This window comes from Flexivirga oryzae (assembly GCF_014190805.1).
Classification (GTDB): Bacteria; Actinomycetota; Actinomycetes; order Actinomycetales; family Dermatophilaceae; genus Flexivirga; species Flexivirga oryzae.
The window spans coordinates 804,674-827,532 of sequence record NZ_JACHVQ010000001.1 but is presented as its reverse complement, the minus strand read 5'-3'; the positions used below and the strand labels follow the sequence as shown (position 1 = coordinate 827,532).

Sequence of the window (22,859 nt, the reverse complement as noted above, 5' to 3'; positions counted from 1 at the left end):
TTGGCGGGTTACTCCACAGTCCCCCACCCAATTGATTGAAATTGGTGCGCGACCACGGCCGCTCGTCGACCTCAGTCGATCGTGTGCAGCACCAGCGCCAGCTCGGTGGCGTCGTACCAGGACAGCTCGAGGTCGGCGTCCACGTCACGCTCACCCGGTGGGTCCAGCAGATGGAAGCTGGCGATGTGCTGTTGCGGAAGCGCACCGGAAATCCGCACTGCGCAAGCGGATTCGGCATCCGGCAGATCCGTCAGGTCCTCGTCGTCCAGGTCGACCGCCGCCACCACCCGCAGTCCGCGGGCAGCGGCCTCGGTGGCCGCGTCCTGGGTGGCGAGGTATTCGAGTCCCTCGGTGTCCTCCGTGGGAGCCGACGCCCGCAACCGGTCGGTGACGGCGAACACCGTCCGGGTCCCGGCGGGGAGTTCGCGCGTCTGCTCCAGCGCGCGCAACTCGGCCGTGTCGACCGGTAGGTAGGTCCTGATCCGGCGAGTCATGCCCGTGTCTCCGTTTCGTCGAGTAGTTCGGCGAGCGCGTCGTGCAGGCACTGCCCGAACAGCTCCAGGTCCGGCATCGCGTCGCGGTCGGCGTTGAGACCGTAGTCAACGCGCCCGTTGTACGACGTGAGGCCGATCGACAGCGTCTGGCCCTTGGGCAACGGGATCACCGGGTAGGTCTCGGCCATCGGCGCGTCCCCGGCATACAGCACGCGTTGCGGCCCGGGCACGTTGGTGACCACCAGGTTGAACACCCGCCGCGACATGGCGTTGCCCAGTCTCGCGCCCAGCGAGTGCAGGGTCGGCGGCGCGAAGCCGGCCAGGCCGGCGATCGACGTCGCGTCGATCGCGCCGCCCCCGTCCAGCTGGGCGGCGGTCGCGTAGGAGATCTGGTGCAGCCGCATCATCGGGCGCGCCTCGCCAACCGGCAGGTCGACGAACATCGGTGACACCTCTTCGCCGAGTTGCGCCGCGACGCCCTCGGGCTCGACGCTGAGTGGGACCAGCGCCCGGACGTTCTCGGTGGCGGCGACCACCTCGCCGCGGGCCAGCAGCCACCCGCGCAGCGCGCCGGTGATGGTCGCGAGCACCACGTCGTGCACGGTGACCGTCTCGGGGCACTGTGCTCGGATCCGCCGGTAGTCGTCCAGCGCGCTGGAGACCATCATGAACCGGCGGTGCACGCTCACCGCGCGGTTCAGCGGGCTGTCCGGTGCTGGGTGGGTGGCCACCCGCGCGAGCACTCCCGCCGCCGATGCGGCACCGGACGCGCCGCGCCGGGCCAGCCGGTGCACCTCGCCGACCGTGCCCTGCACGCCGTTGCGCACCAGGTGGGCGGCCGTCAGCGGATTGCGCGCGACGTCCCCTGCGGCGCCGAGCAGGAGTTCCAGGCCACTGGGTGGGCGCCGCGCGCGCCAGGTCTGCGGGATCGGGTGCTCTCGTGTCGCGTCCGGGTCGACGATGATCTGGCCGATGTCGATCGCGTGGATGCCGTCGACCAGCGCGATGTGCGTCTTGGTGACGATCGCGACGCGTCCACCCTCCAGGCCCTCGACGAGGTACAGCTCCCACAGCGGCCGCTGCAGGTCGAGCGGACGAGCCTGGATCCGGCCGACGAACTCCTCCAACTGGGTCGGCGTGCCGGGTTTGGGCAGCGCCGAGCGTCGCACGTGGTAGCTGACGTCGAAGTGTTCGTCGTCGACCCACACCGGCGGGAGCAGCCGGCCCGGCAGTTGACGCACCCGCTGCCGGTAGCGCGGCACGAAGGCGATCCGGTTGCTCACCAGGCTGACGAGGTGCTCGTACTCGAAGCCGCCCTCGGGCGGGTCGAACAGCATCACCGATCCCACGTGCATCGGCGTCGAACGGTCCTGCAGGTAGAAGAAGGACGCGTCCAGTGCGCTCAGTCGGTCGGCCACGACGTCATGTTCCCACGCACTCACTTCCGGCCGGCGAACCAGCTGCGGCGACTGGTCGCCGTGACCCCGGTCAGCTCGGTGGCGAGCGCGACGATCGCCTTGCGCGCCGCCGAACCGGTCGCATGCTCGGCCAGCACCTTGCCCGCGAGGAGCGCGCCGTCGCAGGCCGCTCGGTCGTCCGGGATCATGCGCACCACGCGCACCGCGGCGAACCGTTGCAGTGCCTCGGCGACCCGGTGTTCCGGGTCACTTCCGACCGCCGACGCCCGCACCCGGTTGGCCACCACGAGCGGCGGCTCAGGGACCACCGCACGCAGGTCGTCCAGGCCGCGCACCAGCCGCTGCAGCCCGACGGGGTCCGCCGACCCGACCGCCAGCACCGTGGTCGCAACGTCCAGCGCGGCCAGTGTCGCGGCGTTACGGCGCGGTGCGGCCGTGTCATAGCTGAGCTCCTCGTCGTCCTCCAGCGGAGCCGCCACGTCGACCACCACGAGCCGGGCCAGCTGCCGGCACTGCTCGAGGACCGCGGTCAGCGCGTCGTCGCGGATCTCCGGCCACCGGTCGGCGCGCGGCAGCCCAGTCAGGACGCGGAGCCCGGGAGAAACCTCCGGTGCGGCCGCCGCGAGCGAACGAAGGTCCAGGTGGCCGGCGTCGGCCAGTCGGGTCGCCGCCGCGACCCCGGGTGCCTCGTCGAGCAGCGCCAGATGCTGGGCGACGCAGGCCGCGTGGGTGTCGGCGTCGACCAGGACGGTCGGCACACCGAGCCGTGCCGACTCGGCCGCGAGGTTGACCGCCAGCGTGGTGCGTCCGGGGGCACCGCCCGGGCCCCAGACGACCACGACCGGTGCGGGGGCGGGCGCGGCTGCCGGGTCCGGGCCGGGGTCGAGGAACGGGTTGCGCGGAACGTATGGCGAGCCGTCGCCGGTCAGCACCGCGAGCTCGTCGTCCAGGGAGGCGGCGGCTGCATCGGACGGCGGCTCGTCGCCGTCGGCGGCGGGCACGGCACCGGGCGCGCTCCCGGCCACTGCGAGCGCGGCTGCGCCGAACTCCGCGGGAGTGGCGTCGATCGCGAGCTGTGCCGTCACGCCCCACTGGCTGAGGACCTGCTGCTCCTCCGCCGCGCCCGGCCGATGGACACCGATGAGGCCGGTGCCGGAACGGCGCATTGCGGCGACGGCGCTGCGGTCCAGACCCGGGAAGTCCGGTGACATCACGGCGATGTCCGCGCGACCCGCGGCGCACACGGCCAGCAGATCGGCGACGTCGGCACAGCGGCGGGTCAGCCGCACACCGGCTGCCTGACCGAGAGCCGCGGCGACGGGCGCCTCGTGTGCCGCACCGATCGCCGTCACCACCGTGATGGCCATCAGTCGCCCTTCAGCGGCGACCCGGCGGCGGGCACCAGGTCGACCTTCGCACCCTGGTGGATGGCGCCCAGCACCTCGGGGATGTTCGCGTCCGGCACCAGCACGTGCACGGCACCACTGTCGGATGCCACGGTGAAGCCGCTGCCGCCGCTCGGGACACGAGCGACCACTGCGCGCTCCAGGACGCGGGTCGGCTCGTCATACGACACCTGACCGGCATCGCCGCTCTTCTTGCGGGAGACCCAGATGTCCACGACCGATCCCTTCACGAGGGTGGCGGACTGGGCCGAATCGACAGGGATCGCAACGGCCTTCACGTGGACCGACCGGCCGTCACCGACCGCTGAACGGGGAACGAGTTCGCCCTGCCGGACCTCGCGAAGCACCTCGCCCTTCGGCAGCGGATCGTCGGCGCTGAAGTAGGTTGCGCCGGCCTGGTCGATGCGCACCTTGACGGCATGCACGTCCGAGGCCTTGATCCCCTGTCCGGGGACCAGCGCGTGGGATGCCTGCAGCACCTCGATCGAATTGTCGTAGTGCCGCATCGCGGCCGCTCCACCGATCGTTGCCAGGAGCACGAGCAGGACCCCGGCAACCAGACGGCTGTCACGCCAGGAGGGGCGCTGGAGCCGACGGGCCGCCGGTTTCGGCAGCTCGTTCTCCGCCGGGCGTCGACTCTCCATGCTGCGCTCCCCTCCGCCCGCACGTCTGCGGCCCCTTGGTCCCGTGCTCACGCACTGTAGAGACTTCGTGCGTGCTCGTGGGGTGTTTGTCCACAGGCGATCTGCGGCGATGTGGGACGGATGCGACACAATGAGGCATTGCCAGCTGCGATCCACCAGGAGGGCGCCACCCGTGCCAGCACGATTCGTGTCCATCACCGACGTGGCCGAGACACTCAGCATCTCCTCCCGTCAGGCGTACGGCCTGGTGACGAGTGGTGAGCTGCCGGCCATCAAGGTCGGCAAGTCCTGGCGGATCGAGCTGACCGAGCTGGAGGCCTACATCCAGCGGCAGTATGCCGATGCGAAGGCCCGCGTCGCCGCGGGTGACTTCGGCGACGACGAGGCCTGAGGGCGCTACTGGCCGTCGGCGCGGAACGGGTTCACGACCCGGACGCCTCGCAGCGAACTCCCGTGGGAGAGGTCCTCGGTCCACAACTCGCTGCATCCGGCGAGCACCGCAGCCTCGAGAACCATGGCATCGAATATCGACAGCGCGTGCTCATCGGCGGTCCGCGCCGCACGCCGTACGAGGGACGCGTCCGCCGGGACGACGTCGAGTTCCAGCGCGTCCAGCACCTGCCGCGCCTGTGCCCGGCTTCGCCCGAGCTTCCGGGTGAGCACGGCGTGCAGTTCGAGCAACACCTGGGTGCTCACCACCGCCTCGGATGCCGACTCGAGGAAGACCTGCCTCGCCCGTGCTTGACGTGTCGGCTCGGCGTCGTCGAACTGGTAGGCGAGCAGGTTCGTGTCGAAAAAGACCGTCACCGGGGTGCATCCGTACCGAGACGATCAGCGTAGAGGTCCGCACGGCTCCAGGATTCGCCGTGGCTGCTACCGGCGACCTCCCGCGACAACGCGACAAACCGTTCCGCGGCCCGTACCTTGCGCTCGTGTTCCTCGCCGGACGAGGCATATTCGCGCAGCCGCTCCGCGAGGTACTGGTTGACCGACTCACCCCGTTCGAGGGCGCGGATGCGCGCGCGCTTCAGCGTCTCCGAGTCGACGGTGATCGTCAGGTTCGCCATACTTCAGCGTAGCACTGAAGTCGTGCTACACGGGTCTAAGCCCGGCGCACGATGCCGATAGCCGCGAACGGGACCACCCGGTGCCCGGTGAGCGCGGCGTCCCGGCGCATCGTGTCGGCGGGGTGCTCGGCCAGATCCAGGTGATCGGCGCCGACCCTGTCGATCGTGCCGGTGGCCAGCCCGCCCGCCACATCGTGCACGGCGACCGGGGCCCGATCACGCGCGATCGCCCGGAGGGCGACGCCGATCCCGAAGCGTCTGCCCATGCCGCGATCGTCGTCGCTGCGCGTCGCCAGCCCGACCATCGCGGTGACCCCGGACAGTGGCACCAGCGCCGCGTGACGGCCGTGCTCCTGCACCAGCAGCCAGTCGTTGCCGACGTCCTCCAGCACCCCACGCACCGGCCCGGCTGCCGTCACGACCGTCACCACACGGCCGAGTGATCGCACGGCACGGTCCAGGACCGTGACCTCGGCGCGCTCGCGCCGGGTGCGGTCGGCGACCTCCGCCTGCAACTCACGTCGTTGCTCGGCAAGGAGCTGCGCCTCCAGGTCCGCGAACAAGTCCTGCCACCGCACGGCGCAACCGTAGCCGCAACGACCAGCCGTGGACAATGCCGGATTTATGTGTTTAAGTGCATTTAATGTCAGTTGATGTCGTTTGATGCATTTTTCTACGCGGCGGCTGACTCGTCATCACAGGAGGGAGCCGAAGATGCGGAACGGGAGACCCACCGATCGGAGTCACCGCGCACGAGCAATGGCCGCGGGTGCGTTCGGAACGGTGGTGACGGTGATCGGTGCAGGTGCCGCCTGGCACGGCCTCGTCGCGCGGCTGCACCGCTTGGAGCAGCGCAGCACGCTGCACACCCTCGACGCGGTGCCGGTCCTGCTGTGGGCCGCCCTCGTGCTCGCCCTGCTGTGGGCGGCCCTACTGATCGCGATGGCGACGTGCTCGATGCGGTGCACCGACGGTGGCAGCAGAGCGGGCTCGCCGGGCGACGACCAATGGTCTGCACCCGGTGGGCTGGTGGGTCGACTGGCCGGCATCCTGCTCGCGATCACTGCGGTTTCGTCGCTGTCGGCGACGGCACCCGCGTTCGCGGCGACGTCCTCGACCACGGCGACCGTGGCCGGCACAGCCACCAGCCGGACCGTTGCGCTCGCCCGGGTCGATGCCGTCGGCAATGCGAAACACGCTGCAGAAACATCGGATTCGTGCATGCAGGATGTCCCCCTCCCCGGATGGGTGCCGCGCAGACCGGCGCGGACCGATCAACTCGCTCGCGAGTGCGCACCGCTAGTCACGGGCAAACCTGTAGCAGACGACTCAGGCGAGGTGGTGGTCCATCGCGGCGACACGCTCTGGTCGATCGCGGCCGCGCACCTCGGTCCGCACGCCGATGCGCAGGCGATCGCGGCCGAATGGCCGCGGTGGTATGCCGCCAACCGGCACGTCATCGGCGACGACCCGGACCTGCTGTGCATCGGCACCCGCCTGCGGTCCCCCGACCACGCGCTGGAAGGGAGCGGCCCCCGATGAGCATCTCCCCGGCCCAGCCGTTGCAGCTGCGCCCCGCGTCCGGTTGGCTGCCGCCCGCGCTCGACGAGAGCGCCGTCGATGTCCTCTACGACGACCTCGTGGCGGCCTCGCGTCATCGGCGGCGACGCGGCTACTCCCAGCCGATGCTTCGAGTGCTGGTCAACTCCGACCAGGTCGACCCGCAGTTCGGCCCCCAGGCCACCGCTGCGCATGTTCTTCCGGAGCCGCGCGCCTGGGTGCAGCGACTGGCCGGCGCGCTGCTCGAATGCATGACCGGGGTCCGGTCCACCTCCCAGATCAGCCGCTGGGTCAGTCCGCTGGTCTACGAGCGGATCAACGCGCGAGCGGTCATCGCCAAACGCCGCGGGGCGCGGCCGATGCACCGGTCCCTCGTGCGCAAGGTCCACGTGTGCGCGCCGGACGACGGCGTGGTCGAGGCAAGCGTCGTCATCCAACACGACGGCCGCGTCCGCGCGATGGCACTCCGGCTGGTCGGCGTCGACGGCCGGTGGATGATCACCGCCATGGAGCTGGGCTGAGCGCCATACCCACTCCACCGACAGGCCCACATACAACCGACAGGCTCACGAAACGCCGGGTCAGGGACCCGGAAGATGCCTGAATTTCTGAGCCTTTCGGGATTGTGTGGGCCTGTCGGTGCATTGGGCGACCCGGGGAAGGGTCAGCTCTTGGACTTGGCCTTCTCGCGGCCGGCCTTCTTCTTCGCCTTCTTCTTGGCGCGACGCTGGGCGCGCGGCAGGTCGGAATCGTCGTCACCGACCACCCGGCCGGCGTCGTCGACCTCGTGGGCGGTCGCCTGGCCGTCCTCGCCGGGCGCCAGGAAGGTCATCTTCTCCTTGGGCTGCGGCAGGGAGGCGGCGATCTCCTCCGGGTTGACCTCGACGTGGAAGAGGTGCTGGACCGACTCCTCCTTGATCGCCTCGTTCATCGCGCTGAAGAGCGCGAAGCCCTCGTGCTGGTATTCGACCAGCGGGTCCTTCTGGGCGTACTGCCGCAGGTGGATGCCCTCCTTGAGGTAGTCCATCTCGTAGAGGTGCTCGCGCCACTTGCGGTCCAGGACGGTGAGCACGACACGTCGCTCCACCTCGCGGGCGACCCGGTCACCGAGCTCCGTCTCGCGGGCGTCGTAGGCGTGCTGGGCGTCCGAGCGCAGCTCCTCGGCCAGCAGGTCGGCCTGCAGACCGGCCCGGCCGCCGACCTCCTCCTCGATCTCGTCCAGACCGATCGACACCGGGTAGAGACCGCGCAGCGCCTCCCACAGCGTCTCCAGGTCCCAGTCGTCGGAGAAGCCCTCGGCCGTGGCGCCCTCGACATACGCATCGACGGTGTCGTTGATGAAGTGCCGCACCTGCTCCTCCAGGTCGGCACCCTCCAGGACCTTGCGCCGCTCGCTGTAGATGACCTCGCGCTGCCGGTTGAGCACGTCGTCGTACTTCAGGACGTTCTTGCGGATCTCGAAGTTCTGGCTCTCCACCTGGCTCTGCGCGCTCTGGATGGAGCGACTGACCATCTTGGACTCGATCGGGACCTCGTCCTCGATCTTGGCCGTCTGCATGAACCGGTCGACCATCGCAGCGTTGAACAGCCGCATCAGGTCGTCCTGCAGCGACAGGTAGAAGCGGCTCTCGCCCGGGTCGCCCTGGCGACCGGCACGACCGCGCAGCTGGTTGTCGATGCGGCGCGACTCGTGCCGCTCGGTGCCCAGCACGTAGAGACCGCCGAGCTCGACGACCTCGTCGTGCTGCTTGGCGACGGCCTTCTCGGCCTTCTCCAGCGCCTCGTCCCAGGCGGCCTCGTAGTCCTCCGGGGTCTCCTCCGGCGACAGGCCCTTGCGCTTCAGCGCCGCCATGGCGATGAACTCCGGGTTGCCGCCGAGCATGATGTCGGTGCCGCGGCCGGCCATGTTGGTCGACACGGTGACGGCGCCCTTGCGACCGGCCTGCGCGACGATCGCGGCCTCGCTCTCGTTGTGCTTGGCGTTGAGCACCTCGTGCGGGATCCCCTTGCGGCGCAACTGTTCGGAGAGGTATTCGCTCTTCTCCACGCTGGTCGTGCCGACCAGCACCGGCTGGCCCTCCTTGTGCCGGCCGACGATGTCGTCGACGACGGCCTTGAACTTGGCCTTCTCGGTCCGGTAGATCAGGTCCGGCTGGTCCGCGCGGATCATCGGCATGTTGGTCGGGATCGTCACCACGCCGAGCTTGTAGATCTGGTAGAGCTCGGCGGCCTCGGTCTGGGCGGTGCCCGTCATACCCGAGAGCTTCTCGTACATGCGGAAGTAGTTCTGCAGGGTGACCGTGGCGAGCGTCTGGTTCTCGTTCTGGATCTCGACGCCTTCCTTGGCCTCGATCGCCTGGTGCATGCCCTCGTTGTACCGGCGGCCGGGCAGCATGCGGCCGGTGTGCTCGTCGACGATGAGGATCTCGCCGTTCATCACGACGTAGTCCTTGTCGTTCTTGAACAGCTCCTTGGCCTTGATGGCGTTGTTGAGGTAACCGATCAGCGGGGTGTTCTCCGCCTGGTAGAGGTTGTCGATGCCGAGCAGGTCCTCGACGATCTCGATGCCCGATTCGAGCAGGCCGACGGTCTTCTTCTTCTCGTCGACCTCGTAGTCGCCGTCGCCGGGCAGGGAGTTCTCCTTCTTCGGCGAGCGCTTCAGGTGCTGCACGATCTTGGCGAACTCGACATACCAACGGGTCGCCTCATCGGCCGGCCCGCTGATGATCAGCGGGGTGCGCGCCTCGTCGATCAGGATCGAGTCGACCTCGTCGACGATCGCGTAGTGGTGGCCGCGCTGCACCAGCTCCTCGTCGGACCACGCCATGTTGTCGCGCAGGTAGTCGAAGCCGAACTCGTTGTTGGTGCCGTAGGTGATGTCCTTGTTGTATTCGACCCGGCGCTCGTCCGGGGTCATCGAGGACAGGATGCAGCCGGTCTCCAGCCCGAGCGCGCGGTGCACGCGGCCCATCTGCTCGGCCTGCGTCTCGGCCAGGTAGTCGTTGGTCGTGATGACGTGGACGCCCTTGCCCTCCAGGGCGTTGAGGTATGACGGCAGCGTCGCGACGAGCGTCTTGCCCTCACCGGTGCGCATCTCGGCGACGTTGCCGAAGTGCAGCGCCGCCCCACCGGCCAGCTGCACGTCGAAGTGCCGCTTGCCGATCGTGCGCTTGCTCGCCTCCCGGACCGCAGCGAACGCCTCGGGCAGCAGGTCGTCGAGGGATTCGCCGTCGGCGAGCCGCTTCTTGAACTTGCCGGTCTCCTCCCGCAGCTCCGCGTCGGTCAGCCCGGCGAAGTCCTCCTCCAGCAGATTGACCTGTGCTGCGTAGGCCTGCAGCTTCTTGAGGGTGCGGCCCTCGCCGGCACGCAGGACCTTCTCGACAACCTTGGGCACAGACTCTCCCCGTAGATGGACGGCCCGGATCGGCCGCCTCGACTTGTAGACAGACTCACCCATGCTAATGGTCGGGAGGGTGTGCTGGGTTCCCGGCGCCTAGGACGGTGGTGTCGACCAGGCACGCCACAGCCGCGCGTAGCTCGCGCCGGCGGCCACCAGTTCGTCGTGGGTGCCGGACTCGACGACGCGGCCACCGTCCATGACGAGGACCTGGTCGGCCCGCGCCGACTGGGTCAACCGGTGCGCGACGACCAGCGCGGTGCGGCCCCGGGTGACGGCCTCGGCCGCGGCCTCCAGCACCCGCGCACCCTGCGAGCCGGCCTCGGCCGTCGCCTGTCGAGGACGACGACGCGCGGGTCGCGGAGCTGCACCCTGGCCAGGGCCAGTTGCTGTGCCTGGGCGGCGGTCAGCGGGTGCGCGCCGTCGCCGACGCGGGTGTCCAGCCCGGCGGGCAGCGCCCCGACCCATCCCGCAGCACCGACCTGCTCGAGCGCGTCGTGCAGCCGCTCGTCGTCGGCGGCGCCGTCGGCCAGCAGCAGGTTCTCCCGCACGGTCGCGGCGAAGACGTGCACCTCCTAGCTGACGATCACGACCTCCTCGCGCAACCGCTGCTCGGGCAGCGGGCCGTCGCCGATCGACACGCAGCCGCCGGTCGGACGCAGCACGCCGGCCGCCAGTGCGCCGAGGGTGGTCTTCCCGGCCCCGGTCCGGCCGACGACCGCCACCCGCCGGCCCGCGGGGATCGTCAGGTCGACGTCGACCACGGCCGGTGCGGCCGTGGCGTCGTACCGGAAGGTGACGCCCGCCAATCGCAGGTCACCGGCGGCCGGCGCCGCGCCGGCCGGGTCGGCGGCAGGACGTGGCAGCAGCGCCACCCCTGCCAGCCGGGCGAGCGCGGCCACGCCGGCCTGCAGGTCGTCGAAGAGTCCGAGCAGTGCACCGATCGGGTTGAACAGCCGGTGGAAGAGCAGTGCGGCGGCCGTGACGGCACCGACCGTGGTGAGGTCGGAACGCACCAGCGCGAACCCGGCGCCGAGGATGCACGCCAGGCCGATGTACTCGGCGCGGTTGTTGCGCCCGAAGAAGCGGGTGAGCATCCCGAAGACGTCCAGGCTGATCCGGCGCGCCCGGTCCGATGCGGTGTCGATCAGGGACAGGTGCGCCGCCGACCAGCCGAAGGCGCGGATCGTCCGCGACTCCTGCACGCCGTCCAGCACGGCCTGGGCGCGCTCACCCTGCGCGATCCGCTGCTCCGCGTAGAACGCACTCGAATGCCGCAGGTACCACCGCAGGGAGGCGTAGTAGAACGGCGCCGTCACCAGGCCGGCGAGGGCCAGCCGCCAGTCGATCGCGACCAGGCCGACGACGGTCAGCACGACGGCGACGGCCGATTGCGCCAGCACCGGCACCACGTCGACCAGCGCCTCCGACACCGACTGCACGTCGTCGCCCACCCGGGAGAGCAGATCGCCCGCGCCCGCCTCCTCGACCCGGGACGCGTCCAGCGCGAGCGCCTGCTCGAACACTTCTTCCCGGGTCGCGGCCAGCGCAGGCTCGGAGAAGCTCGCCAGTGCCGACATCGCCACCCAGGTCAGCAGTCCGCCGATCACGGCGGAGATCCCGGTGCCGACCGCGGCCACGACCGCTGCGTGCTCTCCGGTGCCGGCCCGGACGGCGTCGACCAGCCTCCCGATCAGCCACGGCGGCACCAGACCGGCAAGTCCTGCCCCGACGAAGGCGAGAACGGTCACCGCCAGCGGCAGGCGCCGGTCCCGGACCAACGACCAGGCGAAGCTGCCGGTGTCCCTGGCCGTCGCGGTCGGCAGCAACTGCGATCTCACCGGATCACCGCCTGCTGGTAGTCGTCTCGCGCCAGCAGGTCCGCGTGCGTGCCCGCGACCACGGTGTCGGTAGCGAAGAAGAAGACCCGGTCCGCGGTGGCCAGCAGGGCCGGCGAACTGGTGATGACGACCGTTGCCCGGCGCGAACTGTCACCGTGACGAAATTGTCTGATGCCGTTGGCGATCCGCTGCTCGGTGACCGCGTCGACCGCGGTCGTCGGGTCCTGCAGGATCAACAGCGGACGGTCGGCGGCGAGCGCCCGCGCCAGCGCGATGCGCTGGCGCTGACCGCCCGACAGGGCACCGCCACCGGAGTCGGTCGGATGGTCGAGACCTTCCTCGAACAGGTCCACCAGCTCGTCCGCTGCGGACGCAGCGAGCGCTGCATCGGTCGTGCCGTCCGGCGCGCCGATGTTGCTGCGAATGGACCCCGCGAAGACCGCCGCGTGGTGGGGAGCGACCAGCAATCGCCGGCGCACCTCCGGCAGGCGGACGTCCCCGAGCGGGGTTCCGTCCAGCGCGACGGTCCACGTCTCGTCGTCGCCGCCCAGCGAACTCAGCAGCCCGTCCGCGACGACCGGCTCGGGGATGACGAAGGCGGCGAAGGAGCCGGGCTCGACGCACACCTCGTCGCCGGTGGCCGGCCCGATCCGCAGTGCCGGTGCGTCCTGCGACGAACCGCCGAGGCCCATCGGACCGTCGGCCGTCAACGGCGGAGCCTGCAGGAACCGCGCGATCCGCCCGGCGGAGGCGTGCGCGGACGCCGCCGTCGCGCTGATCGCGCCGAGCGACCCGAGCGGCTCCGCCAGGAACTGCGCGATGCCGACCACGGCGATCAGGTCGCCGAGGGTGATGTCGCCGTGCGCCGCCAGCGCCCCGGAGAGCCCGGCGACGACCGCGAGGTAGACACCGGACAGTGCGGTGCTGGCACCGCGCAGTTCACCGAGCGAGCGGGCCGTGCGGATGCCGGAGTCCTGGGCGGCACGCGAAGCAGACCGGTAGGTCGCGAGAGCGACGGCCTCCCCGCCGATGCCCTTCAGGGGACGCAGGCCCCGGACGAAGTCGGTCGCCATACCGGAGGCGCGTGCGATCGTCTCCTGCTGGGCTCCCGAGTGTGCCGAGATCCGCGGTGACAGGGCCCGGATGGCGAGCAGCACGACCACCGAGCCGACCACCGTCACCACGCCGAGCAGGACGTCGATCCGCAGCAGCAGGACGCACGCGAGCACCACCGCTCCCAGCGCGGCGACTCCGGTGGCGATGACGCGGGCGCCGGCCCCGACCCGCTCGGTGTCGGAGGTCGCGAGCGACAGCACCTCCCCCGCCGACAGATCGGTGCGGACTCCCCGGTCGGACAACACACGGTGCGTGATCTCCAGACGCAACTGGTGCATCTCGTCCTGGCCGACCGCGAATCCGAGACGCGAGCCGAAGCGGTAGCACAACGACAGACAGAGGAACAGCGCGCCGAATCCCGCCAGCCACCAGACCAGTGCGTCGAACTCACCCGTGACGACCGCGTGGTCCACGACCAGCCCGATGAACACCGGGACGGAGGTCTCGCAGGCCTGCCAGACGGTCAGCAGCGCCGTGCTGGCGGCCAGCCGACCGCGGTGCCGGTGCAGGCTCCGGCGGAGCAGTCCGAGCGACGTCAATGACATGTTAGGTGAGCCTAACTTACGGTAACTGGATCGCGAGCGGCGGCCGCGACATGGTTTGCTGCCACGCATGGCGGTCTTCCCCGACGACGTCCCCGTGCTCACCGATGGTGTGGTGACCGTGCGTGCGCACCGCGAGTCCGACCTGCCCCGGATCGTGGAGTTCGCGAACGACCCGCGGTCGAGGGCGGGCGTGCCGCTCCCGTCGCCGTACGGCATGGAGCAGGCGCACGAGTTCTTCGGCAAGGTGCGCGACACGTGGGAGTCCGGGACGCACGAGGGCGCGTGGGCGATCGAGGTGGACGGGCGCTGGGCCGGCTCCATCAGTCTGCACCCGCGCGCGCCCCGCACCTCGGAGATCGGCTACAGCGCCCATCCCGACATGCGCGGCAAAGGGGTGGTCACCGCGGCCGGCCGGCTACTGGTCGCCCATGCCTTCGACACCCTCGGTCTGCGGACGTTGGTATGGCGGGCAGCCCGCGGCAACTGGGCCTCCCGCCGGGTGGCGTGGGCGCTCGGCTTCACGCTCGACGGCATGTGGCCCGCGACCCATCACGGCCCCGACGGCGGGGCGACCGGCACCTGGTTTGGCCACCTGCACGCCGGCGAACCCCGTGAACCGCAACTGCCGTGGCGGGAGCCGGCTACCCTGCGCAGCGGCCGGATCCGGTTGCGACCCTGGACCGCTGCCGATGCGCCGGACGAACCGCTCGACGAGGGGCTCACCCGCTTCATGCTCGGATCCGCCCCGGCGGCAGACGATTTCGATGAGTGGCTGATCGGGCGCCGCGAGCGGATGGCGGGTGGCGAGGCGATCGTCTGGTGCATCGCCGACGCGGCCACCGATCGCGCCCTGGGCGGCATTCAGCTCTTCCGGATGAACCTGTCAATGGTGCGCGGCAGCGCGATGGTCGCGTACTGGTTGCAGCCGTCCGCCCGCGGCCAGGGACATCTCGCGGACGCGCTGGACCTGGTGGTCGCCCATGCCTTCGCCCCGGCCGGTGACGGCGGCCTCGGCCTGCGACGTCTCGGCGCGAACGTCGACATCGAGAACCTCCCGTCCCAACGGGTGCTGCGCAGCGGCGGCTTCCGGGCCATCGGCACGATCACGGGTCTGCCCGCCTACGACGACGGATCCGTGAGCGACGAGACCGAGTTCGAGCTGCTGGCCACCGACGACCGGGAGGCACAGCGACGCGTCGCCATACCCCTGCCGCAGCTGCGCACCCAGCGGCTCGTCCTGCGAGCCTGGGGCGAACACGACGCGCCGGACACCGAGCCCCGGCCCGATGCACAGGCCGCCGCGTTCATGGGCATCGAGCCACGGCCGCCCGCCGCGTCCTACCGCAGCTGGCTCGCCCGCGAGCGCCGCGACGACCTCAAGGGCAACTCCGTGCGGTGGTGCATCGCCGACCGGGAGACCGACCGGCCGCTCGGCTCGATCAGCATCCGCGGTCTTGGCGGCCCCTTGCGCAGCGGTACCGTCGGCTACTGGCTGTATGACGAGTCACGCGGTCGCGGTGTTGCCGGCGAGGCACTGAAAGCCGTTGTCGAACACGCATTCTCACCCGTTGGACTGGACCTGCTGCGGCTCGACGCAGCGACCGTGGACGGCAACCACCCTTCGATGCTGACGCTGGCAGCAGCCGGTTTCCGGCAGTACGGACAGGACCACGGCTCGTTCACGGCCTACGACGGCAGCACGACCGACACGGCGTACTTCGAGCTCCTGGCCACCGAGCACCGCGGCGAGGAGACTCCGTGACGGTGCCGAAAGTGCTGGAGACACAGTCGCTTCGGCTGCGTCCGTGGCGGGACGACGACGCGCGCTTTGTGCAGGAACCGGACGAGGCGAGCCGCCTGATGGCGACGAGGATGCAACCGACGCCGGGCACCTATGACCAGTGGCTGCGTGACCGACGGGAGTGCATGGAGTCCGGGGCGGCCCTCTATTGGTGCATCGCCGACGCCGGGTCCGACGAGCCACTCGGTTACGTCAGATTGGCACGCCTGGACCAGGAATTCACCCGCGGCAGCGGCGAGCTCGGCTACTGGCTCTACCCGCACGCCCGCGGGCGCGGCGTGATGGCGGAGACGGTCGAGGCGGTGCGGCAGCACGCCTTCGCGCCCCGCGCCGCGGGCGGTCTGGGTCTGCACCGGCTGCAGGCCGGCACCAACGCCGCCAACCTCGCGTCAGCACGCGTGCTGCGTCGCGCCGGATTCCGCATGTGGGGCATCGAGCGATCCGTGCTCGCGCACCCCGGCGGGCCATCGTCGGACGCACTCAACTGGGAATTGCTCGCGACGGATGACGTTGACAGTCAACGAATCTCACCCCTCCATGTGCCCACGATCGAGCTGGACGGGATCCGGCTCCGGGCCTGGCGCGACGACGACGCCGACCTGCTCCCCGACGAACCGGACGAGTTGGCCCGGCAGTATCTGCCCGCCCCCTCCCAACTCACCAAGGCGTCCTACGCCGGCTGGCTGGAGCGGCAGCGGTACTTGGTGGACGAAGCGACCGCGGTGCCCTGGTGCATCGCCGACACGGAGACGGACGCCCCGCTCGGGAGCATCACGGTCTTCAACATCGGCGAGGGGACGGCGACCTCCGCCGAGGTCGGGTACTGGCTGCTGCCCGCCGGCAGAGGGCGTGGCCTGTTGTCCGCGGCGGTCGAAGCGGTTGTCTCCCATTCGTTCTCGGCGCAGCAGCGGGGCGGGCTCGGGCTGACGAGGCTGTACGCCGAGACCGACCTGGACAACGTCGCGTCGCAGTCCGCGCTGCGCGGCGCGGGGTTCCGCAAGTGGGGCGAGGACCGGCAGGCCTACACCGCCGCGGACGGGCGCATCACCGACGGCGCCTACTTCGAACTGCTGGCGAGCGACGACCGCGAGGCACAACGTGCGGTCGACCCACCGGTGCTCGACTTCCCGGCGATTCGCCTGCGGCCGTTGCGTCGTGCCGACGCCGAGTCGATCGCCGCGACGTTCGCCGATCCGCAGGTCCGGCACTGGTTGTCGACACCGAGCGACGACCTGGCCGGGCGGGCAGCGTCGTACGTCGCCCGCAAGCGGCACGTCGACCTTGCCTCGCACGGCAGCTGGTGGGTGATCTGTCCCGCGGGAAGCGACGACTTCCACGGCGTCATCGGGTTGCAGAACTTCACCGAGGGCAACGCCGAGGTCGGCTACTGGCTGGCCACCGAGGCGCGGGGGCGCGGCCTGACGCGTGCCGCCCTGGACACCGTGCGCAACTACGCCTTCATGTCACCGGCCACCGGGGGTCTCGGCCTGCGGCGCCTGCACCTCGGTGTGGCCGACGGCAACCACCCGTCCCAGCGGGCGGCGCTCGGTGCGGGATTCGTGCAGTACGGCACGGCGCACGCGGCGGAGGTGCTCGGCGACGGGTCCGTGGTGGACCTGCTGCTCTACGAGTGCCTCGCCCCGCAGGCCGGTTGAGTCGGCTCAGTGGGTGTCGTGCGCCGGGTCGTCGATCAGGCCACCGCGCACGGCATACATCGCGGCCTCGGTGCGGCTGCCCAGGTGCAGCTTGTCGAGTATGTTGCGCACGTGGTTCTTGACGGTGTTCTCGGCGATGAAGAGCTCCTCGGCGACCTTACGGTTCGACCAGCCCCGGGCGACCAGTCCGAGCACTTCCCGCTCCCGGTCGGTCAGCTCGGTCACCTGCCCGGACTCCCGCGCGGGCGCGCCACGGACCACCGCGGACAGCTCACCCATCAGGGTGGCTGCCAGCGCGGGCGACACCTGCGGCTGGCCCAGCGCGGTCGCCCGGATGGACACGGCGAGCTGGTCGGGTGCGATGTCCTTGAGCAGGTAACCCGTCGCGCCGGCCTTGATCGCCTCGACCAGGTCCGAGTCGTCCTCCGACGCACTCAGGATCAGCACCCGGGCGGTGGGCAGCCGCTGCGTGATCTCCCGGCAGACCGCGATGCCGCTGCCGTCCGGGAAGTAGATGTCCAGCACGACCACGTCGGGCTGCAGCTCGGTCGCCACCTGCATCGCCTGTTGCGCGGTTGATGTCTGGCCGACGACCACGATGTCGTCCTCGAGCTCGAGGATCATCCGCAGCCCGTGCCGGTAGATCTCGTAGTCATCGGCGAGCAGGACCCGGATCGGCTCGGCACGCGCAGGCAGCGGGGCCGGTGATTCACCGGCCCCGCTGCGCTGCTCGGAGATCTCAGTCACGGGTGGCCATCATGCGGTGCTTGCTGCGGGTGCCTCGTCCACCACGTCGAGTTGGATGACGCCGTAGGACCAGCCACGCCGACGATAGACCACGCTCGGTTTGCCGGTCTCGGCGTCCTGGTAGAGGTAGAAGTCGTGTCCGACCAACTCCATCTCGTTGAGGGCCTGGTCGACCCCCATCGGTGCACTGGCGTGGACCTTCTCCCGCAGCTGGATGGGGCAGTCCTCGTCACCGCCGACCTTGGCGATGTGTGCCGGCAGCGGAGTCTCCGCGACCGGTTGTTCCTCCGGTGGCACGGTGATGGCCGAGGTGGCGTCGTGCACCGACTTCGGCTGCTTCCTGCCGCGGTGGACCCGGCGCTTGTCGTTGACGCGGCGCAACCGCTCTCCGAGCCGGGTCATTGCTACGTCGAGTGCGCCGTAGACGTCGTCCGCGCTCGCCTCCGCGCGGATCACCGACCTCTTGGCGTGACAGGTGATCTCTATGCGTTCCGCTTCCTTGGCCTGCCGCGGGTTGGCCTCGTGCGTGACAACGACATCGCAGCGACTGACCCGTGGGTCCAGCTGAGGAACCTTGCTCAGCTTGTCCTCGATGTGCCGACGAAAGCGCTCGGGAACCGTGACATGACGTCCGGTAACGGTGATCTCCATGGTGCACTCCTGGTCTCGACTGCATGGCGTGAGGCGGGACGGCATCCCTCATGGGCCGCTCGACCACCTCCTCCAGGAGGGCGGGCGGAGCAGTCCGTGGCACGGGGTTGAACGCACCATGTGCTCCATGCACAGACGTTAAACCACCGACCCCGCACGCGTAAACGGGTGGGTCGGAGTATGGCGCTGCGTCGCCGCGACGGTCGCTGCCGCGACACACCGGGCTCCCGCCGCTACCAACGCCGTTCGAGCTTCGGCCAGCGACGAACCGGTGGTGACGATGTCGTCCAGCACGACACAGACCCGCCCTTCGACCAGCCGCCGGCCGGCCGCCGTAGGACGCATCGTGCCGAGCACGTTGACCGAGCGCTCGGCAGCTCCGAGCCCGGCCTGGTCCCTGCCGTGCCCGGTCACCCGCAGCAGTTTGTGCACGACGACCGCGCGGGTTCCACGCGCAGCATGCCGCGCCAACTCGACCGCGGGCTCGCGCCCCCGCTCCCGGATCGAGGCAGCACGGCTCGGCATCGGGCACAGCAGCACCTGCTCCCCGGCGACGAGCGCCTCCCGGCAGCCGTCGTGGTGCGCGACCAGACCGGCGAGCGCGCAGCGGAGCAGGCCACCGAGCCACGGCCCGACATTGCGCCGCCCGGAGTCCTTGAACGCCCGCAGCAACTCGGCCACCGTTCCGTCATACGGCACCTGTGACCAGGTCGTCGGGAAGCCCGGCGGGCACGGCTGCGGGATCGCGGCGAACGGGGCAGCGGCGCCGGCCCGGTGGACCGTGGCTCGGCACTGCGCACACAGGGCGTGGCCGGTGGCCCCGCAGCCGGCGCAGCAGCGCGGCAGCGCGAGGTCACAGGCAGCCTGCAGCGCGGGGACGGGGACACCGAGCACCAGCGAAGTATCGGCGCCGCGCCGGCAGCGCCGCACCCCACCACACCCGCGCTCGTGGACGGCTCGCCGTCCGCGATGGGGATGTGGACGAGTCAGGTGCCGGACGCGACGATCGCGGTGATGCCGTCGATCTTCTGCCAGGTCGCGCCGACCTTGGTCAGGACGGTGTCGTCGCCGGTCTCGACATACATGCTGTTGGCACCCGCGCCGGTGGCGATCAGGTGCTCTCCCCCGGGTGCGTCACCGAGGCTGGTGCTCAGCCCGCCGATCGGCACGGTGATCGGCTGCACCCGGTAGTCCCCCGCGCGGCTGAGGACCGCGAGCGTCACGTAGTCGAGCCAGCCCACGTCGAGCACGTCGGTGACCCTCGGTGCGACACGCAACGGGCTGGTGAGGGACTGCGCGTGACCCTTCTTGTCACGGACGATCCCGGCGACGTAGACCCTGGACGAGCCCGCGTCCGTCTGCGCGGCGACCGCGATGCGCTCGCCGTCGGGCGAGACGCGGATGGCGCGAATCGTCATATCGCGCAACCACGACGCGCTCACCGGCTGCGGCTGCGCGTCCGACACGGGCAGGTCGGCGTCGAGCACCCAGATCGTGCCGCTGGTCGACGCTCCGCTGCTGTCCTTGGCGACGGACTGCCCGGCGACCCACAGCTCGTTCATCGGGCTGCCGGTCGTGGTCCGCGCCGAGCTGAAACTTGGGGTGACCAGGCCGGTGCCGAACCCGCTGACCTTGGTCAGCCGCCCACCGACCCACCGACCCAGTGTGCTGTTGGCGCCGTCGACGGCCGCTACCTGGGTGCCCTCGCCGGACACCGCGAGCCGGTACCAGTTGCGGTCGAGCACCGGCAGGCTGGGCTGGGTCTTGGACCGGCTCTTGCTGCGCAGGTCCGTGCCGGCGTCGTCGGGGTCGGTCCACTGCAGGTGGCTGACGCTGGTGCGGGCGACCAGTTGCACGGGGTTGCCGCTGACCGCGGTGTAGTCCAGATCGGACGGTGAGGTGGGCTGGCCCGGCAGGTTGGCGGTCTGCAGCCGTGCGCCGTCCACCAGGACGACGACGCGGCGCACCTCGCTGACCTGCTCCAGGGTGGCGAGCATGCTCGCCCAGAGGCCGGTGCGTTGTGCCGTTGTCGCGGACAGGACCTGGTCGCTGAGGTTGACCGAGGCGACGCCGTTGTTGTCGACCGAGACCGACGAACCCTTCACCAGTTCGCTGCCCTTGGGCAGCGCCGGCAGCGTCATACCATCCATCCAGGACGGCCCGCCGCGCACGACCGCCGCCGCCAGCGAGCTGACCAGACCCGTTTGCGTGTACCACTGCGTGTCGGGCACGAGGGTGTGGCCGTTGGCCGCCGGGTAGTAGATCTCCTGCGGCTGATAGACGCGCTTGAACTGTTGCTCGTTCATCCACAGGCCGAAACCCTTGGGCAGCTTCGCGATGCGCCACTGCCCACCGACCTTGGTGAGGCTGAACTCGGCCGAGGTGATCTTCCCCTCCGGCTGCTCGGTGAGATGTGCCGACGCGTCCAGGACCGCCGCCGTACCCTCCGTCACGGTCAGCGTGTTGTTGGCCGACACCATCAGGTCGCGGGTCCCGGTGGTCACGACCACGGTGCTCGGTTGCCAGGAGCTGCTCGCAGCATCGGTCAGGTATTCGCGGGCCCTCTCGTAGTTCTGGTTGGTGCCCGCCGTGGCGTCGAGGAACCCGAAGACGATGTCCTTCGGGCTCGCGCCGGGTGCCGGGGCGGGGTATTCGATGTTGCCGGTGGGCGCCGCGTGGTTGTCGATGGCCTGACCCGCCCGGACACCGCTCGTGGTCGGCAGCCCGCTGCAGCCCGCCACCGCCAGCACGGTGATGGTCAGCAGGCTCCCGGCGAGCGCCCGGCACCGCCTCATCGGCCGCCTCCCGGCCCCTTGGTCGGTGTGGGCGGCGGCGTCGGGGCGGGCGAGGCACCGGCGGCGCGGGTGCCGATGGTCAGGCTGTTGCCCTTCGGCATCGCGAGGCCGACGCTGGAGTCGTCCGGCGCGAGCGTGACGGGTGATCGGACGATCGGCTGCCCGGCCCGGACCGGCAGGGTGAGCCGGAAACAGGCGCCGTTGCCCGGCTCACCCCAGGCCTGCAGCCAGCCGTCGTGCAGCCGGGCGTCCTCCAGCGAGATCGACAGGCCGAGGCCGGTGCCACCGGTGGTGCGGGCACGCGCCGGGTCGGCCCGCCAGAACCGGTTGAAGACCTGGTCGGCGTCGCCGGGCCGCAGACCGACGCCGTAGTCGCGCACGGCCACGGCGACCGCCGTGTTGTTGGCGGCGACGGTGATGTCGACCGGCTTGTGCTCGGCGTGCTCGATGGCATTGGTGACCAGGTTGCGCACGATGCGCTCGATCCGGCGGGCGTCCATCGGCGCCACGGCCTCCCGGCGGGAGTGCATCCGCAGCTTGACACCCTGGGTCTCCGCCAACGACTCGCACCCGTCGACGACCCGGGCGACGACGTCTCGCAGGTCGACCGGCTCGTGGGCCGTGGCGGTGGCGCCGGCGTCGAACCTGCTGATCTCGAGCAGGTCGGTCAGCAGTGTCTCGAACCGGTCCAGCTCCCGGCTGAGCAGCTCGGCCGAGCGGGCGACCGGCGCGGCGAAGTCGTCCCGGCTGGCGTGGATCATGTCCGACGCCATACGGATCGTCGTCAGCGGGGTCCGCAGCTCGTGCGACACGTCCGAGGTGAACCGCTGCTGGAGCTGGGACAGGTCCTCCAGCTGCCTGATCTGCCGCTGCAGGCTGTCGGCCATGGCGTTGAAGGACGTGGCCAGCCGCGCCAGGTCGTCCTCGCCGGTCACCTGCATCCGCTCGTTGAGCGCACCGGCGGTGAGCCGCTCGGAGACGTGCGCGGCGTCCCGGACCGGGCTGACCACCATGCGCGTGACCAGATAGGCGATGCCGGCCAGCAGCAGCGTCAGCGCCAGGCCACCGAGCAGGAACGTCGTGCGGACGATGCCGAGCATCTGCGATTCCGCGCTCATCGGCGAGATGAGGTAGAAGTCGTAGTTGCCTGCGTTCGGTATGACGATCCGGGCCCCGACGATGACGGCCGGCACCTGCTTGCCGTCGACGCGCACGGTCGCGATCTGCAGTTGCGCGTGCCTCGGGTCCTTCTCGACCGCCGACTGCAGGCCGGCCGGGATCTGCTGGGCGTCACCCGCCTCGGTGAAGAAGGTCCCCAGGGACGGGAAGGTGTTGCCCGGCGAGCGTTTGATGACGACCCGGTCGTTCTGCTCCCCCGCCTCCTGGGGGTGCGTGCCGGTCACCGGTGCGGCAACCTGCTGGCCGATGGCCCGCAACGACGCGATGTCGGTGCGGGGGGCGTTGTTGAACTGGCTCTGTGCGTAGTCGCGCTGGCTCAGCGCCTGCTGCTCGGCGATGTTGGTCGCGCGGGAGGTGAGGCCGCTGCCGATGCGCTGGTACATGTACGTGCCCAGCCCGAGCGCGACGAACGTGCCCAGGAAGACCGTGATGACGACGACCCGGAAGTGCAAGGAGCGACGCCACAACCGGGCGACCGCAGCAGCGCATCGAACGCCGAGACGTTCGATGCGGCGCCAGAGTTCGTGGACCAATCCGTGCTCC

Annotated in this window: 21 protein-coding genes; 5 read left to right on the top strand and 16 right to left on the bottom strand. The window is 70.5% G+C overall.

Annotated elements, in window-relative coordinates; genetic code table 11:
- Positions 1–71 precede the first annotated feature (71 nt).
- Genes FHU39_RS03730 through FHU39_RS03715 form a run of 4 tightly spaced genes read right to left on the bottom strand, consistent with a single transcriptional unit; the run spans position 72 to position 3,962 of the window.
- On the bottom strand, positions 72–494 hold the full coding sequence (locus tag FHU39_RS03730; RefSeq protein WP_183319093.1) for a DUF6912 family protein: 423 nt from the start codon (positions 492–494) through the stop codon (positions 72–74).
- Positions 491–1,912, bottom strand: a complete 1,422-nt coding sequence (locus FHU39_RS03725) for a wax ester/triacylglycerol synthase family O-acyltransferase (RefSeq protein ID WP_183319090.1) — start codon at positions 1,910–1,912, stop codon at positions 491–493. Before FHU39_RS03725 ends, FHU39_RS03730 begins: the two co-directional genes overlap by 4 nt.
- A 20-nt stretch (positions 1,913–1,932) precedes the next feature.
- Positions 1,933–3,279: a CpaE/TadZ family protein gene (locus FHU39_RS03720; protein ID WP_183319088.1), complete on the bottom strand. Its 1,347-nt coding sequence runs from the start codon at positions 3,277–3,279 to the stop codon at positions 1,933–1,935.
- Positions 3,279–3,962, bottom strand: a complete 684-nt coding sequence (locus FHU39_RS03715; protein WP_183319086.1) for a CpaB family protein — start codon at positions 3,960–3,962, stop codon at positions 3,279–3,281. The genes FHU39_RS03720 and FHU39_RS03715 overlap by 1 nt, the downstream gene beginning before the upstream one ends.
- Before the next feature lie 172 nt (positions 3,963–4,134).
- Between FHU39_RS03715 and FHU39_RS03710 the strand changes: the two genes are divergently transcribed.
- The gene (locus FHU39_RS03710; protein WP_183319084.1) at positions 4,135–4,353 is read left to right on the top strand and encodes a helix-turn-helix domain-containing protein; all 219 of its coding nucleotides are present in this window, start codon (positions 4,135–4,137) and stop codon (positions 4,351–4,353) included.
- Positions 4,354–4,358: 5 nt separating this feature from the next.
- Here the strand turns inward: FHU39_RS03710 and FHU39_RS03705 are convergent, their stop codons facing one another.
- From FHU39_RS03705 to FHU39_RS03695, 3 genes are read right to left on the bottom strand one after another with little or no spacing between them, the layout of a single operon-like run.
- Entirely contained in the window at positions 4,359–4,769 is a 411-nt protein-coding gene (locus FHU39_RS03705) for a PIN domain-containing protein (RefSeq protein ID WP_183319082.1), read from the bottom strand.
- Positions 4,766–5,029: a hypothetical protein gene (locus FHU39_RS03700; protein WP_183319080.1), complete on the bottom strand. Its 264-nt coding sequence runs from the start codon at positions 5,027–5,029 to the stop codon at positions 4,766–4,768. Before FHU39_RS03700 ends, FHU39_RS03705 begins: the two co-directional genes overlap by 4 nt.
- A gap of 35 nt (positions 5,030–5,064) precedes the next feature.
- The gene (locus tag FHU39_RS03695) at positions 5,065–5,607 is read right to left on the bottom strand and encodes a hypothetical protein (RefSeq protein ID WP_183319078.1); all 543 of its coding nucleotides are present in this window, start codon (positions 5,605–5,607) and stop codon (positions 5,065–5,067) included.
- 136 nt (positions 5,608–5,743) lie between these two features.
- On the opposite strand from FHU39_RS03695, the gene FHU39_RS03690 reads away from it, so the two are divergent.
- Entirely contained in the window at positions 5,744–6,571 is an 828-nt protein-coding gene (locus tag FHU39_RS03690) for a LysM peptidoglycan-binding domain-containing protein (protein ID WP_183319076.1), read from the top strand.
- A complete protein-coding gene (locus FHU39_RS03685; RefSeq protein ID WP_183319074.1) occupies positions 6,568–7,110 on the top strand; it encodes an Rv3235 family protein in 543 nt (180 codons plus the stop codon). The genes FHU39_RS03690 and FHU39_RS03685 overlap by 4 nt, the downstream gene beginning before the upstream one ends.
- Positions 7,111–7,253: 143 nt before the next feature.
- On the opposite strand, the gene secA is transcribed toward FHU39_RS03685, so the two are convergent.
- The 4 genes from secA to FHU39_RS03670 form a co-directional block, all read right to left on the bottom strand.
- The gene (gene secA, locus FHU39_RS03680; RefSeq protein WP_183319072.1) at positions 7,254–9,983 is read right to left on the bottom strand and encodes a preprotein translocase subunit SecA; all 2,730 of its coding nucleotides are present in this window, start codon (positions 9,981–9,983) and stop codon (positions 7,254–7,256) included.
- A 236-nt stretch (positions 9,984–10,219) separates the two neighbouring features.
- Entirely contained in the window at positions 10,220–10,558 is a 339-nt protein-coding gene (locus FHU39_RS23760) for a hypothetical protein (RefSeq protein ID WP_221185117.1), read from the bottom strand.
- 3 nt (positions 10,559–10,561) lie between these two features.
- A complete protein-coding gene (locus tag FHU39_RS03675; protein WP_221185116.1) occupies positions 10,562–11,827 on the bottom strand; it encodes an ABC transporter transmembrane domain-containing protein in 1,266 nt (421 codons plus the stop codon).
- Positions 11,824–13,488 (bottom strand): ABC transporter transmembrane domain-containing protein, encoded by a 1,665-nt coding sequence (locus FHU39_RS03670; protein ID WP_183319070.1) that lies wholly within the window; start codon positions 13,486–13,488, stop codon positions 11,824–11,826. Before FHU39_RS03670 ends, FHU39_RS03675 begins: the two co-directional genes overlap by 4 nt.
- 67 nt (positions 13,489–13,555) lie before the next feature.
- Between FHU39_RS03670 and FHU39_RS03665 the strand changes: the two genes are divergently transcribed.
- Both FHU39_RS03665 and FHU39_RS03660 read left to right on the top strand, forming a co-directional pair.
- On the top strand, positions 13,556–15,250 hold the full coding sequence (locus FHU39_RS03665) for a GNAT family N-acetyltransferase (protein WP_183319067.1): 1,695 nt from the start codon (positions 13,556–13,558) through the stop codon (positions 15,248–15,250).
- Complete coding sequence (locus FHU39_RS03660; protein ID WP_183319066.1) at positions 15,247–16,944, top strand: GNAT family N-acetyltransferase; 1,698 nt, start codon at positions 15,247–15,249, stop codon at positions 16,942–16,944. Before FHU39_RS03665 ends, FHU39_RS03660 begins: the two co-directional genes overlap by 4 nt.
- Before the next feature lie 6 nt (positions 16,945–16,950).
- Here the strand turns inward: FHU39_RS03660 and FHU39_RS03655 are convergent, their stop codons facing one another.
- The 5 genes from FHU39_RS03655 to mtrB form a co-directional block, all read right to left on the bottom strand.
- A complete protein-coding gene (locus FHU39_RS03655) occupies positions 16,951–17,691 on the bottom strand; it encodes a response regulator (RefSeq protein WP_221185115.1) in 741 nt (246 codons plus the stop codon).
- A gap of 9 nt (positions 17,692–17,700) precedes the next feature.
- On the bottom strand, positions 17,701–18,342 hold the full coding sequence (gene hpf, locus FHU39_RS03650) for a ribosome hibernation-promoting factor, HPF/YfiA family (protein WP_183319064.1): 642 nt from the start codon (positions 18,340–18,342) through the stop codon (positions 17,701–17,703).
- 138 nt (positions 18,343–18,480) lie between these two features.
- Positions 18,481–19,236 (bottom strand): phosphoribosyltransferase family protein, encoded by a 756-nt coding sequence (locus tag FHU39_RS24900; RefSeq protein ID WP_183319062.1) that lies wholly within the window; start codon positions 19,234–19,236, stop codon positions 18,481–18,483.
- Between the two features lie 92 nt (positions 19,237–19,328).
- Positions 19,329–21,137: an LpqB family beta-propeller domain-containing protein gene (locus tag FHU39_RS03640; RefSeq protein WP_183319060.1), complete on the bottom strand. Its 1,809-nt coding sequence runs from the start codon at positions 21,135–21,137 to the stop codon at positions 19,329–19,331.
- Positions 21,134–22,849 (bottom strand): MtrAB system histidine kinase MtrB, encoded by a 1,716-nt coding sequence (gene mtrB, locus FHU39_RS03635; RefSeq protein WP_183319058.1) that lies wholly within the window; start codon positions 22,847–22,849, stop codon positions 21,134–21,136. The genes FHU39_RS03640 and mtrB overlap by 4 nt, the downstream gene beginning before the upstream one ends.
- Positions 22,850–22,859 lie beyond the last annotated feature (10 nt).